This is a genomic window from Actinomycetospora termitidis (assembly GCF_030286555.1).
GTDB classification, from domain to species: domain Bacteria; phylum Actinomycetota; class Actinomycetes; order Mycobacteriales; family Pseudonocardiaceae; genus Actinomycetospora; species Actinomycetospora termitidis.
In genome coordinates, this window is record NZ_JASVWF010000003.1 from 861,740 (window position 1) to 876,800 (window position 15,061).

19 protein-coding genes are annotated in these 15,061 nt (G+C 75.3%); 8 read left to right on the forward strand and 11 right to left on the reverse strand.

Annotation, left to right across the window (positions count from 1 at the left end):
* Position 1: 1 nt before the first annotated feature.
* The 4 genes from QRT03_RS17580 to QRT03_RS17595 form a co-directional block, all read right to left on the reverse strand.
* Positions 2-916: a glycosyltransferase family 9 protein gene (locus QRT03_RS17580; RefSeq protein ID WP_286054228.1), complete on the reverse strand. Its 915-nt coding sequence runs from the start codon at positions 914-916 to the stop codon at positions 2-4.
* On the reverse strand, positions 913-2,010 hold the full coding sequence (locus tag QRT03_RS17585) for a glycosyltransferase family 4 protein (protein ID WP_286054229.1): 1,098 nt from the start codon (positions 2,008-2,010) through the stop codon (positions 913-915). Before QRT03_RS17585 ends, QRT03_RS17580 begins: the two co-directional genes overlap by 4 nt.
* 77 nt (positions 2,011-2,087) lie before the next feature.
* On the reverse strand, positions 2,088-3,311 hold the full coding sequence (locus QRT03_RS17590; RefSeq protein ID WP_286054230.1) for a hypothetical protein: 1,224 nt from the start codon (positions 3,309-3,311) through the stop codon (positions 2,088-2,090).
* 53 nt (positions 3,312-3,364) lie between these two features.
* Positions 3,365-3,805, reverse strand: coding sequence for a hypothetical protein (locus QRT03_RS17595; protein WP_286054231.1), 441 nt, complete (start codon positions 3,803-3,805; stop codon positions 3,365-3,367).
* Positions 3,806-3,975: 170 nt separating this feature from the next.
* Here QRT03_RS17595 and QRT03_RS17600 point away from each other — a divergent pair, with 170 nt between their 5' ends.
* Genes QRT03_RS17600 through QRT03_RS17610 form a run of 3 tightly spaced genes read left to right on the forward strand, consistent with a single transcriptional unit; the run spans position 3,976 to position 5,883 of the window.
* A complete protein-coding gene (locus QRT03_RS17600) occupies positions 3,976-5,061 on the forward strand; it encodes a glycosyltransferase family 9 protein (protein ID WP_286054232.1) in 1,086 nt (361 codons plus the stop codon).
* Between the two features lie 35 nt (positions 5,062-5,096).
* Positions 5,097-5,405 (forward strand): hypothetical protein, encoded by a 309-nt coding sequence (locus QRT03_RS17605; protein WP_286054233.1) that lies wholly within the window; start codon positions 5,097-5,099, stop codon positions 5,403-5,405.
* A gap of 31 nt (positions 5,406-5,436) precedes the next feature.
* On the forward strand, positions 5,437-5,883 hold the full coding sequence (locus QRT03_RS17610) for a DUF2267 domain-containing protein (protein ID WP_286054234.1): 447 nt from the start codon (positions 5,437-5,439) through the stop codon (positions 5,881-5,883).
* A gap of 75 nt (positions 5,884-5,958) precedes the next feature.
* On the opposite strand, the gene QRT03_RS17615 is transcribed toward QRT03_RS17610, so the two are convergent.
* The 6 genes from QRT03_RS17615 to QRT03_RS17640 all read right to left on the reverse strand — a co-directional run bounded on the left by QRT03_RS17615 (position 5,959) and on the right by QRT03_RS17640 (position 10,836).
* Complete coding sequence (locus QRT03_RS17615) at positions 5,959-6,573, reverse strand: hypothetical protein (protein WP_286054235.1); 615 nt, start codon at positions 6,571-6,573, stop codon at positions 5,959-5,961.
* Positions 6,574-6,647: 74 nt separating this feature from the next.
* Positions 6,648-8,057 (reverse strand): aldehyde dehydrogenase family protein, encoded by a 1,410-nt coding sequence (locus QRT03_RS17620; protein ID WP_286054236.1) that lies wholly within the window; start codon positions 8,055-8,057, stop codon positions 6,648-6,650.
* A 73-nt stretch (positions 8,058-8,130) separates the two neighbouring features.
* Positions 8,131-8,817 (reverse strand): CPBP family intramembrane glutamic endopeptidase, encoded by a 687-nt coding sequence (locus QRT03_RS17625; RefSeq protein WP_286054237.1) that lies wholly within the window; start codon positions 8,815-8,817, stop codon positions 8,131-8,133.
* Between the two features lie 113 nt (positions 8,818-8,930).
* The gene (locus tag QRT03_RS17630; RefSeq protein ID WP_286054238.1) at positions 8,931-9,335 is read right to left on the reverse strand and encodes a ChaB family protein; all 405 of its coding nucleotides are present in this window, start codon (positions 9,333-9,335) and stop codon (positions 8,931-8,933) included.
* Between the two features lie 26 nt (positions 9,336-9,361).
* Positions 9,362-10,141 carry an HAD-IIA family hydrolase gene (locus QRT03_RS17635; protein ID WP_286054239.1) on the reverse strand — a complete coding sequence of 260 codons (780 nt, stop codon included), beginning with the start codon at positions 10,139-10,141 and terminating at the stop codon, positions 9,362-9,364.
* The gene (locus QRT03_RS17640) at positions 10,138-10,836 is read right to left on the reverse strand and encodes a dienelactone hydrolase family protein (RefSeq protein ID WP_286054240.1); all 699 of its coding nucleotides are present in this window, start codon (positions 10,834-10,836) and stop codon (positions 10,138-10,140) included. The genes QRT03_RS17635 and QRT03_RS17640 overlap by 4 nt, the downstream gene beginning before the upstream one ends.
* Before the next feature lie 80 nt (positions 10,837-10,916).
* Between QRT03_RS17640 and QRT03_RS17645 the strand changes: the two genes are divergently transcribed.
* The 5 genes from QRT03_RS17645 to QRT03_RS17665 all read left to right on the forward strand — a co-directional run bounded on the left by QRT03_RS17645 (position 10,917) and on the right by QRT03_RS17665 (position 14,350).
* The gene (locus QRT03_RS17645) at positions 10,917-11,681 is read left to right on the forward strand and encodes an enoyl-CoA hydratase/isomerase family protein (protein WP_286054241.1); all 765 of its coding nucleotides are present in this window, start codon (positions 10,917-10,919) and stop codon (positions 11,679-11,681) included.
* Positions 11,682-11,710: 29 nt separating this feature from the next.
* Complete coding sequence (locus QRT03_RS17650) at positions 11,711-12,127, forward strand: organic hydroperoxide resistance protein (RefSeq protein ID WP_286054243.1); 417 nt, start codon at positions 11,711-11,713, stop codon at positions 12,125-12,127.
* A gap of 67 nt (positions 12,128-12,194) precedes the next feature.
* Complete coding sequence (locus QRT03_RS17655; protein ID WP_286054245.1) at positions 12,195-13,172, forward strand: alpha/beta hydrolase; 978 nt, start codon at positions 12,195-12,197, stop codon at positions 13,170-13,172.
* 31 nt (positions 13,173-13,203) lie between these two features.
* Complete coding sequence (locus QRT03_RS17660; protein WP_286054246.1) at positions 13,204-13,743, forward strand: hypothetical protein; 540 nt, start codon at positions 13,204-13,206, stop codon at positions 13,741-13,743.
* 28 nt (positions 13,744-13,771) lie between these two features.
* Positions 13,772-14,350: a copper resistance CopC family protein gene (locus QRT03_RS17665; protein ID WP_286054247.1), complete on the forward strand. Its 579-nt coding sequence runs from the start codon at positions 13,772-13,774 to the stop codon at positions 14,348-14,350.
* 52 nt (positions 14,351-14,402) lie between these two features.
* Here the strand turns inward: QRT03_RS17665 and QRT03_RS17670 are convergent, their stop codons facing one another.
* The gene (locus QRT03_RS17670) at positions 14,403-14,903 is read right to left on the reverse strand and encodes a L,D-transpeptidase (RefSeq protein WP_286054248.1); all 501 of its coding nucleotides are present in this window, start codon (positions 14,901-14,903) and stop codon (positions 14,403-14,405) included.
* Between the last annotated feature and the right edge of the window lie 158 nt (positions 14,904-15,061).

Here is a 15,061-nt window from a genome sequence, read left to right on the forward strand (position 1 = left end):
ATTACCCGATGGCTGCGACGACGTCCGCCGACGGGAGGGACTCCAGACAGGCGGGACCCGTCGTCGACAACGGGCAGTGCCCGTCCCACCAGCAGACCTGCTCGGTGATCGCGGTCGGCAGGCGGTGCGGGCAGTCCGGACCTCCCTGGAGGTTGCGGCCCTCCTCGAGCCCGTACCGCAGCGCGAGCGTCGGCCCGAACAGCCCCACCGTCGGCGCTCCCACGGCCGCCGCCATCCGCACCGGTCCGGTGTCCCCACCGACCACGACGCCCCCCGCGCGGCCCACGGCCGCGAACCGCGCGGCGAGCGTGCGCAGGTCAGTGGGCTCCCAGGTCGGCACTCCCTCGACCGGGGTCACGGACACCACCGGCCGGCCGGCCAGACGCTCCACCAGCTCATGCCACCACGGCCACCGTTTGACTGCCATGCCGGCGTCCGGAACCAGCACGACGGTGCCGGACTCGGCGTCGGGCAGGCGCTCGTCGTCGCCGAGCACGATCCGCGGCGGTCGCGGCGGCCCCGGGATCACGCCCTCGGTCACGAGGATGCGCTGGTAGCGCTCCCCCACCAGCTCGTCGGCCGGCGGCGAGCGCCACAGGTTGGTCACCGCCCGCGTCCCGCGCGCGGCGGCGTCGTCGTCGACGAGGTCGCCGATGCCGTCGAAGCGGGTGGTGCAGACGACGAGGTCGGGTGTCAGCTCCTCCAGGGCCTTCCCGACGGCGGGTCGCTCCGCGTGCTTCTCGGCGGTCCGCGCCGCCGTGACCGCCGGGTCGCGCTCCAGCAGGACGGCACCGGGCGCGTGGGTGAGCACGACCAGCTCGCCGCCCGGGTCGGCGTCCGCAAGGGCGTGGATCGTCGGGAGGACCATGATCAGGTCGCCCAGCCCACCGAGGAGGTCGACGACGAGGGTCCTCACGCGAGCCCCGCGTACAGCTCGTGGTGGCACGCGGCCAGCGTCTGCCAGTCCCGCCCGTCGAGCAGGGACCGCCCGCCGGCGGCCACCCGCGCGGCGAGCGCGGGATCGTCCAGGAGCCGGCGCAGGGCCGTGACGAGGACGTCGACGTCGCGCACGGCGGGGGCGACCACGACGGTCTCGCCGTCGACCAGCTCGGTGTCGGACGCGAGCTGCGTGACGATCGTCGGGAGCCCGTGGTCGAACGCCGCGAGCAGCGCCCCGCTCTTCGTCGTGGCGCCCGCGGTGAACGGGAACGCGGCGAGGTCGGCGGCGGCCAGGGCGGACGAGACCTCGTCGGCGGGCAGGTGCCCGGTGATCGTGACCCGGTCGGTCGCACCGGCGTCGGCGACGTGCTTCGTGAGCTCCGCGCGGAACGCGGCCGCCTCGTCGTCGGGAAGGGCCAGGGAGGTGAACCCCCCGACGATCAGCAGGTGCAGCCGCGGGTGCTCGCCCGCGAGCCGCGCCACCGCGTCGATCAGGTACCGCAGCCCCTTCACGGGGTGCACGAAGCCGAAGAAGACGACGACCTGCGCGTTCTCCGCGATCCTCAGCCGGCGTCGGGTGGTGGCGCGGTCCGCGTCCGGCGCGACCACCACGTTCGGCGGGATCGGGAGGCGCAGCACCTGCGCGCGGGGGTGGCGGCGGCGCAGGGCCTCCTCGTGGGCGCCGTTCGTGGTGATCACGGTGGCGCTGCGCGGGACGAGGCGCCCACTCTCGGCGTCGGCGAGCCCCAGACGCGCGGGCAGGCGCCACGGGCGGGGGGACCACCAGCCGTACTCGTGCACCGTCGTCACGAGCGGGGCCCGGACGAGGTCGCCGAGCAGCCCGGGCCAGCTGGAGAACCGGTAGGCCGACGGCGCGAACTGCAGGTGCACGACGTCGGCGCCGCGCGCGGCCCGGGCGGCGGCCAGGGCCCCACGCGGGCCGGGATCCACGGGGACGTCGCGCACGACGGTGCCGTGCTCGCGCAGCGCGGCGACGAGACGCGCGGTGTAGTCGGCGACGCCGTCGTGGGCGGGGTCGGCGCGGCCGTGGAGCATGGCGACTTCGGGCACGCGGAGTAGTACCCCCGTCGACGCCGGACGGCACCCCCCGAGAGCGGGAGGTGCCGTTCGGCCGAAGCGGGTCGTCGTCAGCGCACGACGATGTCGCCCCGGGTGACGGTGCCGGTGGTGGTCTGGCCGGCCGCGGTGAAGGTCACCCGGTCGCCCCCGGTGCCCCCGGGGACGGAGCCGTCGACGATCGTGGCGGTGAACGGCACGACCGCCCCGGTCTGCACCAGCGCGGTGCCGGTGATCCGGGCCGTCCCCTGGCCGTCGGTGGTCACCGAGGTGATGGTGCGGCACGTGGCGCGCAGCGCGCCGTCGCGCACCGCGCACGAGCCGGACCCGGTGGTCGCGGTGCCGCGCACGTCGAGCGTGAGCCGTCCGTCCGCGCCGTAGCGGACGTCGCCGCGCGCGGAGCCACCCGCGGCGACCGGTGCCGCGGTGTACTGGACGACGACGGAGCCGGCGGCGTCGTTGGACCCGGTCGCGGTGGCGCCGGCGGGGACGAGGTTGCTGCCGCCCCCGCCGCCGCCCGCTCCGGTGTTGCCCGCGCTCGTGCCCGCGGCGCCGCCCTTCACGCCACCGCCACCACCGCCGGGGCCGCCGGCACGCGCCGCGGTGGCGTCCGTACCGTTCGCGCCCGCGTTGGTCGGGGCGGTCCCGGTGGCGCCACCGGACGTCGTGCCGAGGCCGACCCCGGCGGTGCCCGCGGCCGCTCCGGCGCCGCCGGCTCCCCCGACGCGGTTCACGTTGTTCCCGCCCGCGGCCCCGCCGCCGCCCCCGCCACCCGCGGCGACGACGACCGGGACGTCGTTCCGGGCGACGCCGGACGCACCACCACCGGCCCCGCCGCCGCCCCCGGACCCGGCGGCGCCGGGCGCCGTCGCGCCGTCGCCGCCGGCGCCGCCCGACCCGGCGGCGGCCGCACCGGCTCCTCCGGCGGCCGCGCCGTCGGCACCGTCCGCGCCGAGGACCCCGGGCACGATGCGCAGGGTGGAGCCGGCGGCGTTCGCCAGCGTGGCGGTGACGACCGCTCCGGACCCGCCGCCACCGCCCTCGGTACCGCCCGCCCCGGCACCGCCGTCCCCGCCGGCACCGCCCTTGACGGTGACGCGGACGTTCGTCGCGCCGGTCGGCACGGCGAGCGTCTGGCTGCCGCCCGCGGCGAGGTAGGTGCAGGTCACGGTCGTACCGGCCTGCGTGCACTGCGTGGGCAGCGCGGGCGCGGCCGTCGCGACGCCGGGCAGGAAGAAGAGGGCCGCCGCGGCGGTGATGGACGTCAGGGCGGAGAGACGGGTCGTCGTGGACATACGGGACTCCTGGCGTGAGTGGGTGGGGACGTGCGGGCGGTGCGACGGCGCGCTCAGCGCAGGACGAAGCCGCCGGTGTCGAGCGGGCCGGAGACGTTGGCGCCGGTCGCGTCGACGGCGATCTGGTCCGCGCCGTTCGGGTTGTCCGTGACGACGGCGGTGAAGGTCCGGGTCTGGCCGTTCGCGAGGACGCCGGAGCCCTTGACGGTGACCTGCGGGCCGGCGACCGCGATCGACGTGATGCTCTGGCAGGAGAAGGCGAGGCGGGGACCGGCGAGACCACAGCTGCCCGAGAGCTTCCCGGAGGCGGACTGCCGGACGTTCATGCTGACCGTGTAGCGGGCGTCCCCGACGAGGACGGTGCCGCCGCCGGTCAGCGAGACCGGGGTGGCCGCGGCCGCGGAGACGGCCCCGAGCGGGACGAGGGCGACCGCGGCGGTCGCGGCGGCGGCCAGGATCCGGCGGCGGACGGGAGATCGGGACGAGCGGCGCATGGGCACTCCTCGTGACTGGTCGGTGACGGTGTGGCACCGGGTGTGTCGTCCGGAGAGACCAATGTGCTAGCCGAAACGCGAGAAGTTACGGCCTCGATCGGGGGATGTCCGCAAAGGATGTGGTCAAGGGTGTGTCGCGTGACGACGCGCCGTGCGGGTATCTGCTAGCCGTGACATCCCTCGTGCCCCTGCCCGTCCACCCCGCCGCCCACCGGGCCGGCGTCGACGACCCGGACTGGACGGCGATGGCACGCGTCCTCGTGGTGCGGCCGGACAACGTCGGTGACGTGATCATGACGGTGCCCGCGCTGCGGGCCCTGCGGGCGGCCGCCCCGCAGGCACGGATCGACCTGCTCGCGTCGCCGGCGGGGGCTGCCGCGGCACCGCTGGTCCCCGAGGTCGACGACGTCGTCGTCGCCTCGGTCTCGTGGCAGCGCCTGCCCGGCCCGGTGGCGGACGAGGACGCCGACCCGGACGCCGAGCTCGTGGCCACGCTCGCGGGCCGGCGATACGACGCAGCGGTGATCCTGACGTCGTTCTCGCAGTCGCCGTGGCCGGCGGCCCTGCTGTGCCGGCGGGCGGGCATCGGGATCCGCATCGGGACCAGCAAGGAGTTCGGCGGCGACGCCCTGACCCACTGGGTGCCCGCCCCACCCGACGGCGGCCACCAGGTCGACCGCGGCCTCGAGGTCCTGGCCGCGGTCGGGGTGCCGTCCCGGGGCGTCGACCTGGCCGTCACCGTGCCCATCACCGACCACCCGGCCCCGGCCGGGCGCTACGTCGTCGTCGCACCCGGCGCGAGCTGCCCGTCCCGGCGGTGGTCCCCCGAGCGGTTCGCGACGGCGGGTCGCGGGATCGCCGGACGGGGCTGGACGGTGGTGGTCACCGGGACCGCGAAGGAGGCCGACCTCGTCGCGCGGGCCGCGGCCGGGGTGCCGGGGGCGGTGACGCTCGTGGGCGAGCTCGACCTGGCGGGCCTCGCGGACCTCGTCGCGGGCGCGGACGCGGCGGTGGTGAACAACTCCGGTGGCGCCCACCTCGCGGACGCCGTCGGCACCCCGGTGGTCGAGCTGTTCGCGGGCACCGAGGAAGTGGGGCAGTACGCGCCGCGGACCGTGCGCGCCGAGGTGCTCACCCGGCCGGTCGCCTGCTCCCCGTGCCGGCAGCTGGTCTGCCCGTTCGACCAGGAGTGCCTCGACATCGCCCCGGAGCGGGTGGTCGACGCCGTCGTCCGGGTGGCCCGCGCGAGAACCTGACGTGTCCGCCGTGGATCACCCGGGCACCCGCCGCCATGCCCCCGGAGAAGACGGCCGACGGTCACCACGTGGTGATCGACGGGCGTCGGTGGCGGGCGACCGACCCTGCGATCCCCGAGGCCGACGCCTCCCGGTTGCGTCGCTGGCTGATGAAGGCCCGGCGCGACGTCGGGGCGGCCCTGAAGGCCGGCGACCCCGACGCCGAGCGGGCCGCCCGGGACCGTGTCCACGCCGCGAAGACCGCGCTCGGTGAGCGTGGTCCGCAGTGGTGGGACCAGTCGGACGACGAGCGCCGCGCGCGCTGGTCGGCCGGGGTCGACCGCGCCGCCGACGAGGGCTTCTGACGTGACCGACCGATCCCCGAGGAGTCCCACCGTGACGACCCCGCCCCTGCAGGACGACCCGAACCCGAACGACCCGAACCCCGCCCGCTCCAGCGCGACCCTCGCCGCGTTCGCCGGCCAGGTGCAGCGCCGGCTCGGCCTCGAGACCGAGAGCGAGGCGGAGATCCTGACCCGCGCGACCCTGAACGAGTTCGGCAAGGTCGTCAGCTCCGGCCTGGCCCAGGACCTCACCGTCAGCCTGCCGCCCGAGCTCTCGGCCGAGCTGCGCGGTCAGCGGCAGTCCGACGACAAGGCCCGCTCCATCGGACGCGCGGAGTTCGTCGACGCCGTCAGCGGCGCCGTGCACTCCGTCGACGCCGACGAGGTGGAGCGTCAGGTGGAGCAGGTCCTGCACCTGCTGCGCGAGTGGCTGCCGGAGTCCGACGTCGACCGCACCCTGGAGCAGCTGCCCGGCGACCTGGTGTCGCTGATGCGCTGACGCCCGACGAAGGAACGGCACCCTCGCGCACGTCGATGCTGCGAGGGTGCCTGTCGTCGGCCGGGGCCGGGGCGGTCAGCCGCCGTTCTTCGGCTTCGTGGGCTTCGACTTCGTCGGCTCGGTCGGCTTCGGGTCCGTGGGCTCCGGGTCCTGCGTGGGATCCGGATCCGTCGGCGGCTCCTGCGTCTTCGTCGGCTCCGGGTCCTTCGGGGGCTCCGGGTCCTTCGGCGGGTCCTGGGGCGGCTTCACGACGGGCGGCGCGACGACGGGCGGGGCCGCCGGGACCACCGGCGCGCGGGTCGCGCTCGGGGTGGTCGACCGGGTCCGCGACGACGTCTCAGTCGTCGTCGAGGTCGCTTCAGGGTCGTCGCTCACCGTCTCCCCCGTGCTCGGCGCCGGACCGAGTGCGGGCAGCAGCGGGGGCGCGGGCACGCCCGCCACCCCGGAACCGGTGGACAGCGTCGCCACCCCGGCCATCGCGGCCAGGCTCGTCACCGGAGCCACGCCCGTGGCGACGACGATGCCGAGCGCGGCGATCGCCGCCACCACGACCCCGAGCAGGGAGTGGGCCGGATGGACGCTCGGCAGGCCGCGCCCCGCGCCGGGCCGACGCCGACCGCGCGGGGCCGGCTCGACGAGCTCCGTCTCCGGCTCGGGCGCCGACGGATGCGGGGCGGGCGGGTGCTGCATCACGTCGGCGTAACGACATCACCCGTTCAGGGGTGACGCCACCGAGTCGATCTACCACGGACCGTCATCGGGAACTACCGGTCGTGACGGGGAGGGCACGGCTCGATGTGCACGGTCTTCGTCGCCGTCATCTCGTCGAGCAGTTCCGGGCCGTATCCGAACCCGCTGCCCGAGAGGCCTCGGGGCTCCGCCGCACCGCCCGGTGCACCGCCGAACGCCGCATTGATCTTCACCGTCCCGACCCGCAGCGCCCGCCACGCCTCCTGCGCGTGGGCCATGTCCGGGGTCAGGACGGTCGCCGCGAGCCCGTGCGGGTCGTCGGCCGCCTCGGCCAGCCCCTGCTCGAACGAGTCGACGACCCGGACCGGGGCCACCGGCCCGAACGTCTCCTCGCGCACGATGCGCATCCGCGGGGTGAGCCCGGAGAGCACGGTGGCCGGGTAGAAGGCGCCCGGGCCGTCCGGGACGGCCCCGCCGACGTGCGCGGTGGCGCCGGCCTGCAGCGCCTCGGCCACGTGGGCGTGCACGTGCTCGCGCTGCCGCCGGTCGACGAGCGGCCCCAGGGCCTTCTCGCCCTCGGCGGAGGGCCGGTGCACCCAGCGGGTCGCCTCCTCGGCGAGCGCCGCGAGGAACTCGTCGGCGACACCCGCGTGGCAGTAGATGCGCTCGACCGAGACGCACACCTGGCCGCCGTTGGCGTACGAGCCGAGGGCCGCCTGCCCCGCCGCCCAGACCGGGTCCACCCCGTCGTCGACGATCAGCGGGTCGTTGCCGCCGTTCTCCAGCAGCACCTTCGCCCCGGTGCCCGCGGCGGCCTCGGCGATCGCCCGGCCGGCTGCGATCGAGCCGACGTGCGCGACGACGTCCACGGCCGCGTGCGCCGACAGCAAGGCTCCGGTGGGTCCCGCGCCGTCGACCACGGTCAGCACGCCGTCGGGCAGGAACGACGCGACGAGGTCGGCGAACCGGCGACCGAGGTGCGGGCAGCGCTCGGAGGGCTTGTGCACCACGGTGTTGCCGGTGACCAGCGCCGCCCCGATCAGGCCCGCGGCCACGGCGACCGGGTCGTTCCACGGGGTGATCGCGGCGACCACGCCGCGCGGGCCGGGGACCATGAGGTCGGTCGCGGACCAGTCGCCCTGCAGGGACCGGCCGCGGTGTAGAGGGCCGAGCTCGGCGTACTGCTCGAGCGTGCCCGCGGCGGCGAGGACCCCGCCGAGCCCGTCGTCGTACGGGCGGCCGGTCTCGGTCTCGTTCAGCCGCGCGAGCTCCTCGGCGACGCCCCGCACCGCGGCCGCGGCGTCCTTCACCAGACCCGCGCGGTCGCCCGGGGACGTCCGTGCCCACCCGGAGCTCGCCGCGACGGCCCGGCCGACGGCGTCGTCGACCTGCCCCGCACCGGCGGGGCGCACGCGCCCCACCACCTCGTCGGTCGCGGGGTCGCGGATCTCGATGTCGGCCAGATCGGGTGCGGCGGTCGTCATACCTCTCCTCCGGTGTGGGGCTGGGTGCCGCCGGGGTGCCCACTTCCCGGCGCGGGCAATGGCGACCCGCGACTCAGAGCGCGACCAGCAGGAGCGTGAACGAGGTCAGGTTGAACGTCGCGTGCGTGACGAAGCACGGCCAGATCGAGCGGGTGCGCTCGTAGAGCACCGCGTTCAGCACGGCCAGCACGAGCACGGCCAGGAACACCACGTTGAGCCCGTGGGCCAGGGCGAACAGCAGCGACGACACCGTGGCCGCCACGACCACGCCGTAGCGGCGCAGCGACCCGAACCCGACACCGCGGAACAGCAGTTCCTCCCCGAGCGGCACGACCAGGCCGCCGAGCAGCACGACGAAGAAGGCCGCGACGCCGCCGGAGAACTGGGTCAGCGACTCCTGCGGGTCGGTGAGGTCCCCGGTGATCGAGACGTAGACGACGATCAGCACCCGCGAGACGAGCCAGACCGCCAGGCCGAGCAGCACCGCGAGGCCGATCACGCGCCAGGAGACGCGCCGGAACCCGAGGGCGGCCGGGGTGCGCACGCGCATCAGCAGCGCGACGGCCACCGCCCCGAACGCGGACAGCCCGGAGATCGCCAGCAGGACCGGCGCCGACGGCAGGGCGCCACTGCCCGCGACGAGCAGGATCCCCGCGACGAGCTGGATCGCGACGTAGACGACCGCGGCGAGGACGACCTCGGGCCACCCGAGCCGTCGGCCGCCGCGGCCGACCCCGATCTCGCCGGACGGATCCGGCACCGGTGCTCCACCGAGACCGGCCGGGCCGTCCGGTTCGTTCGCTCGGTTCCCGACGACGGGTCCTTCCCCGGTCTGCGGGGACGCGGCGTCGGGGTCACCGTGCGGCGGGAGGCTCACTCGCCCCGGGCCTTGCGCGTCTCGCGGTCGTTCGCCTTCTGCAGCGCGTCGACGAGCTCGTCCTTGTCCATCGTGGACCGTCCCTCGACGTCGAGCTCCTTCGCCCGCTCGTAGAGGTGCGCCTTGCTGGCGTTCGCGTCGACGCCGCCCGCGGGCTCCCCGTTGGGATCGGAACCGCCACTGCGCGCCCGGGAGTCGGAGGGGCCGTTCTCCTCCTTGGGCTCCCAGTGGTCGCCGACCTTCTCGTGCGTGTGCTTGAGCGCCGAGTACGCGGTCCGGCTCGCGCGCTCACCCTTGCCGTAGGTGTCCTCGGCGGACGCCTTGGCCTGGGCGTAGGTGTCACGCGCCTTCTTGTCCGAGCGCTGCAGCGTGGACGGCAGATCCTCGAAGTCGTCGGGCATGCGGTCGGAGTACCCACTGGCGCTCCTCAGCCCCGCACGCCGACCTCCAGTGAGGCGACACTGTCCACGATCTGGTTCGGCCGGTAGGGGTAGCGGTCGAGCTCGGTCTGATCGGTCACCCCGGTGAGGACGAGGATCGTGTGCAGGCCGGCCTCCATGCCCGCGACCATGTCGGTGTCCATCCGGTCGCCGATCATGGCCGTGGTCTCGGAGTGCGCCCCGATCGTGTTCAGCCCCGCGCGGATCATGAGCGGGTTCGGCTTGCCGACGAAGTAGGGCTGCTTGCGGGTCGCGTGGGTGATCATCGCGGCGACCGAGCCGCAGGCGGGCAGCGTCCCCTCCGCGCTGGGGCCGGTGGCGTCCGGGTTGGTGCAGATGAAGCGCGCCCCGCCCTCGATGAGCCGGATCGCACGGGTCAGCGCCTCGAAGGAGTAGGTCCGGGTCTCGCCGATGACGACGTAGTCCGGGTCGCGTTCGGTGAGCACGTAGCCGGCCTCGTGCAGCGCCGTCGTCAGGCCCGCCTCCCCGACGACGAAGGCGGAGCCGTTCGGGCGCTGGTCCGCGAGGAACTGGGCCGTGGCGAGCGCCGAGGTCCAGAGGTGCTCGGCGGGGATGTCGATGCCACTGGCGTGCAGGCGGGCCTGCAGGTCGCGCGGGGTGTAGACGGAGTTGTTCGTCAGGACGAGGAAGTGCTTGCCCGCCTCTCCCAGGCGCCGGATGAACTCGTCCGCTCCGGGCAGCGCGTTCTCCTCGTGGACGAGCACGCCGTCCATGTCGATGAGGTAGCTCTCCAGCTCGGCACTCATGAGAGGTGCTCCCCGAAGAAGGCCGTGATGCGCCGCCAGGAGTCCTCGGAGGCCTCCGCGTCGTAGCCCATGCCGAGCGGACGGATCAGGCTCTCGGCGTAGAAGCGCTCGTGGAACGAGTGTCCCGCGCCCTCGTAGGTCTTCACGTCCTTCTCGACGCCGAGCGTGGTCAGGGCCGCCTCGAGGCGCTCCGGGTGCCCCTTCAGCGTGGTGTCCTTCGCCCCGAAGCTCGCGACGACGGGGCAGATGCCCTCGAGCTCGCGCTCGGCGTCGGTCGGGACGTGGCCGTAGTTCGGCGCCGACGCCGCGAAGTCGTAGCGGGCCGCGGCGATGAGCGCGAAGCCGCCGCCCTGGCAGAACCCGATGACCCCGATGCGGCCGGTGCAGTCGTCCCGCCCGGCGAGCCAGCCGCGCGCCGCGTCGATGTCCGCGAACACCGGCCCCTGCCCGCTGCCCATCGCGCGGAACACGGCCGCGACGCAGCGGATGCCGCCGCCGCGCGGGGTGTACAGGCGCGGGGTGACAGCGAGGTATCCCGCGGCGGCGAGGCGGTCGGCGTGTGCGCGGATGTTCTCCCCCACGCCGAAGGCGTCCTGCAGGACGACGACGCCGGGCCAGGGGCCGGGCGTGCTGGGCGTCGCGAGGTACGCCTCCTGGTGCGACCCCTCGGCGGCGGGGATGTGCAGGTCGGGCACGGTCTCGCTCTCCTCTCCCGGTACGGGCGGGCCGATCCTGGCAGGCTGCGGCCGGGATCGCGTGATCGAGGAGGAGCAGCGTGGCGGACGAGCGGGTGCGGGTCGAGGGGTCCGACGGGGTCGTGCGGGTGGTCCTGGCGAACGGGCCGGGGCACAACGTCGTGGACTTCGAGTTCGGGCGGCAGTTCCGCGAGGCGCTCGCGGGCCCGGCGCAGGACGCGCGGGCGCTGGAGATCGTGGCCGAGGGCCCGAACTTCTGCGTCGGCGGCGACGTGCGCGGGTTCGCGGCGAACCCGGACGGGTCGCTGTCCGCGCTGGCCGACGACTTCCACGCCTGCCAGCGCCTGATCCGCGGCCTGGCCGCACCCGTCGTCATCGGGGTGCAGGGCTGGGCGGCCGGGATCGGTCTCTCGCTGGTGCTGACCGGCGACGTCGTCGTCCTGGGCGCCGGCGCCCGGCTCCGACCCGCCTACACCGCGATCGGCCTGACCCCGGACGGCGGCATGACGGCGACGCTGCCCGCCGCGGTCGGGCGGGCGCGGGCCCTGGACATGTTCCTCACCAACCGACCGATGGGTGCCGACGAGGCCCTGACGGCAGGACTCGCCTCCCGGGTGGTGCCCGACGAGTCCGTGCGCGACGAGACCGATGCGATCGCGACGACGATCGCCGCCGGGCCGCCGCAGGCCCTCGCGGCGACCAAGGCGCTGGTGCGTTCGGCGGGCGGGGTGCTCACGGACGCGCACTTCGAGGTGGAGGCGAAGTCGATCGGCGACCGGGGGCTGTCCGCGGAGGGCCGGGAGGGCATCACGGCCTTCGTCGAGAAGCGCCGACCCGCCTGGTGAGGTTGCGCGCAACCGGGTAACCGGCGGACATGGACATCAAGTACGTCGCGTCGGCCACCTCGTCGGGGGACGCCCGGAACGGGCACGTCGCCTCCGACGACGGGATCATCGACCAGGACATGGCCATGCCGAAGGAGATGGGCGGCCCCGGCGGCGCCACGAACCCGGAACAGCTCTTCGCGGCCGGGTTCGCGGCGTGCTTCCACCAGGCCCTCAAGCTCGCGGCGGGGAACGGGAACGTCCCCGTGGACTCCTCGACGGTCGAGGCGGAGGTCGGCATCGGGCCGGACGCGGAGAGCTTCGGCCTGGAGGTCGCGATCGTCGCGCACCTGCCCGGCACCGAGCAGGACACCGCCGACCGCCTGGTCGCCCGGGCCCACGAGCTGTGCCCGTACTCGAAGGCCACCCGCGGGAACATCACGGTGAACGTGAGCGCCACGGTGTGACTTCGTCAGGTGAGCAGTAGTTGTCGCTATGGCGACAATGACTGCTCACCTGAGCGAAGCTCACACCATGCGTCTCCCCCTCCGGACCCGCGTGCTCGGCGTCCTGCGCAGCACCCTCGGCGGCTCGGTCGCCGACCTCCCGCCCGGTGACGTCCCCGCCGCCCGCGAGCGCTCCGGCCGCATCCAGGCCGGGCCCGCGGGGCGCGCGGTCGTCGGGCGGCACGACCGGCGGGTCGTGACCGAGGACGCCTCCCTCGACGTCCCCGGGGCGGCCCTGCCGGTGCGGGTGTACCGGCCGCCGCACGTCGCGCAGGTCCCCGCACCCGTCGTCGTCAACTTCCACGGTGGCGGCTTCGTGCAGGGCGACCTGGACCAGTCGGACTGGTTCTGCGGCCAGGTCGCCCTGCAGGCCGGCGCGGTCGTGGTCTCGGTGGACTACCGGCTCGCGCCCGAGCACCCGTTCCCCGGGCCGGTGGACGACTGCTACGCCGCGGTCGAGGCCCTCGTCGCCGAGCCGGGCCGGTGGGGCGTCGACCCGGCACGGGTCGCGGTGATGGGCGACAGCGCCGGCGGCAACCTCGCGACCGTGGTCTGCCTGATGGCCCGCGACGCCCGCCGTCGCGGGGAGGCGGCCCCGACGATCGGCGCGCAGTGCCTGATCTACCCGGGCACCGAGATGATCGACGTCCTGCCCTCGGAGCGCGCGATCCCGACCGCGCCGATCCTGCACGCCAGCGACATCCGCGGCTTCTCCCGGCTCTACCTCGGCGGTGCCGACGGCACCGTCCCCTACGCCTCCCCGCTGCGCGCCGACGTCACCGACCTCCCGCCCGCCCTGGTCCAGACCGCCGAGCACGATCCGCTGCGCGACCACGGCATCCGGTACGCCGACGCGCTCCGGGCCGCGGGCGTGACCGTCCGCTACACCGACTACCAGGGCGCCTGCCACGGCTACGTGTCCATGCCGCGCCTGCTGCCGACGACGGCGCACCAGGCGGCCTGGGAGGTCGCGAGCTGGGTGAGCACCTGCCTGAACGCCGGCTGAGGCTGTCGGAGGGCTCGCCTACCGTGGGCCCATGACCTCGACGGGAGCGCGCGCGCTCGGCGTCGGCGCCCTCGCGCCGACGCTCGGTGCGGCCGCGCACGTCGAGGCCGGTGGCGGGCTGCCGGAGGTCGGCCTCCCGGTCCTGGCCGTCGCGTTCCTGACGGCGGGTCTCGCGGCCCTCGTGGTCCGGCGGCGGGTCGGTGTCGTGCGCCTGACCGTCGTGCTGGCGGTCGGGCAGCTGGGGTGGCACCTCACGCTGGGCACGGGTGCCGAGCACGCGGCGCACGACATGGCCGGGATGCCGCCCGCCGGTCCGTCGCCGTCGATGGTCGCCGCCCACGCGGTGGTCACGCTGCTCGTCGCGCTCGGCGCCGCCGGGGCCGACCGCGCGGTCGCGACCATGGTCGCGGCCCGCGTCGGCGCGGTGCTCGACCTGCTGCGGACGGGCCCGCCCGCCCCGACGTGGGGGTCGGTCTCCGTCGTCCGTCCCGTGGAGCGCGGGCACCGCCCCGCCGTCCTCTTCCGTGCCCGCCCCTTGCGAGGTCCGCCGGTGCGTCCCGCCGCCGCGTGACCACCCCCCGACCCCCGCAGAAGGGACCATGACCATCAACCACGCGCCTCGTCGCGCGTTCCTCCGCCCTGCCCTCGTCGCCGTGCTCGTCGGCCTGCTGACGCTCCTGGGCACGGGCCCCGCGCTCGCGCACGACGTGCTCGAGGGCAGCGACCCCGCCGACGGCGCCCAGGTCGCCGCCGCCCCGTCGCGGATCACCCTGACCTTCGGTGAGGCACCGACCGCCGGCACCGCCACGATCACGGTCGTCGGGCCGGACGGCACCACCCACTACGAGTCCGGTGCGCCGACCTCCGAGGGGGAGAAGATCTCCGTCGGTGTCGGGCCGCTCGGGGCAGCCGGCCGCTACGAGGTCGGCTACCGGGTCGTCTCGAGCGACGGGCACCCGATCTCGGGCGCGCTGTCGTTCACGCTGACGACGCCCGGGCCGGCGGCCGCCTCGGCGACGCCGGCCGCCGCCGCGGCCCCGCCGGTGACCCCGAGCCCGGCCGCGTCGGCCGCGCCCGCCCCCGACGAGGGCGGGGGCTTCCCGGCCTGGCCGTTCGTGGTGCTGGCGGTGGTCGTCGTGATCGGCGCGGTCGCGATGGTGCTGCGCCGACGGGCCTGAGACGCACGGAGGGCCCCGCCGACCGCGTGGTCGACGGGGCCCTCCGGTGGCGCTACTGGACGATCTGCACCCGGTCGTTCGGGTTCAGGTGCTCGAAGAAGCGCTTCGCGTCGGTCTCGTTCAGCCGGACGCAACCCGCGGACTGCCGGTCGAGAGTGCCCTGGTGGAACGCCCGGCCGTTGTTGTCGAAGAACACCGCGTACGGCATCCGCGCGCCCTCGTACTCCTGGCTGACGTGGTACTGGTCCTTGCGCTGGATGATGAAGTCGCCGGTGGGGGTCTCGTGGCCCTTGCCGCCGTGCGTGTTCGTCACCGGTCCGTAGACGACGTTGCCCCGGCCGTCCAGCAGCCACGTCTTGTTCTCGGAGAGATCCACGCACGCCTTGATGGTCGGGGTCGTGCACGGCGTGCCGCCGACGCCGGGCGCCGTGCCCGCCGGTGCGGCCGCGGCGATCCCGGAGGCCTGGACCAGTCCCATCCCCACCGCGGCGGCGGAGATCATGAGGCGCCCCGTGCCCGGGCGCTCCTGCTTGCGGTGCCTGCCCTTGCTCAATGAACCTCGCTCGCTCGTTCGCGCGCCGGCCGCGCGCCGCGCCGGCATGCGCACACGGCTCCCCCCGAGCGCGCACGAAACCGACAACGACGCGGGAACGGGACGGTCACGAGCCGAGTGGGTGACGGGAGATGGCTCGCACCCGGGCAACCCGGGCG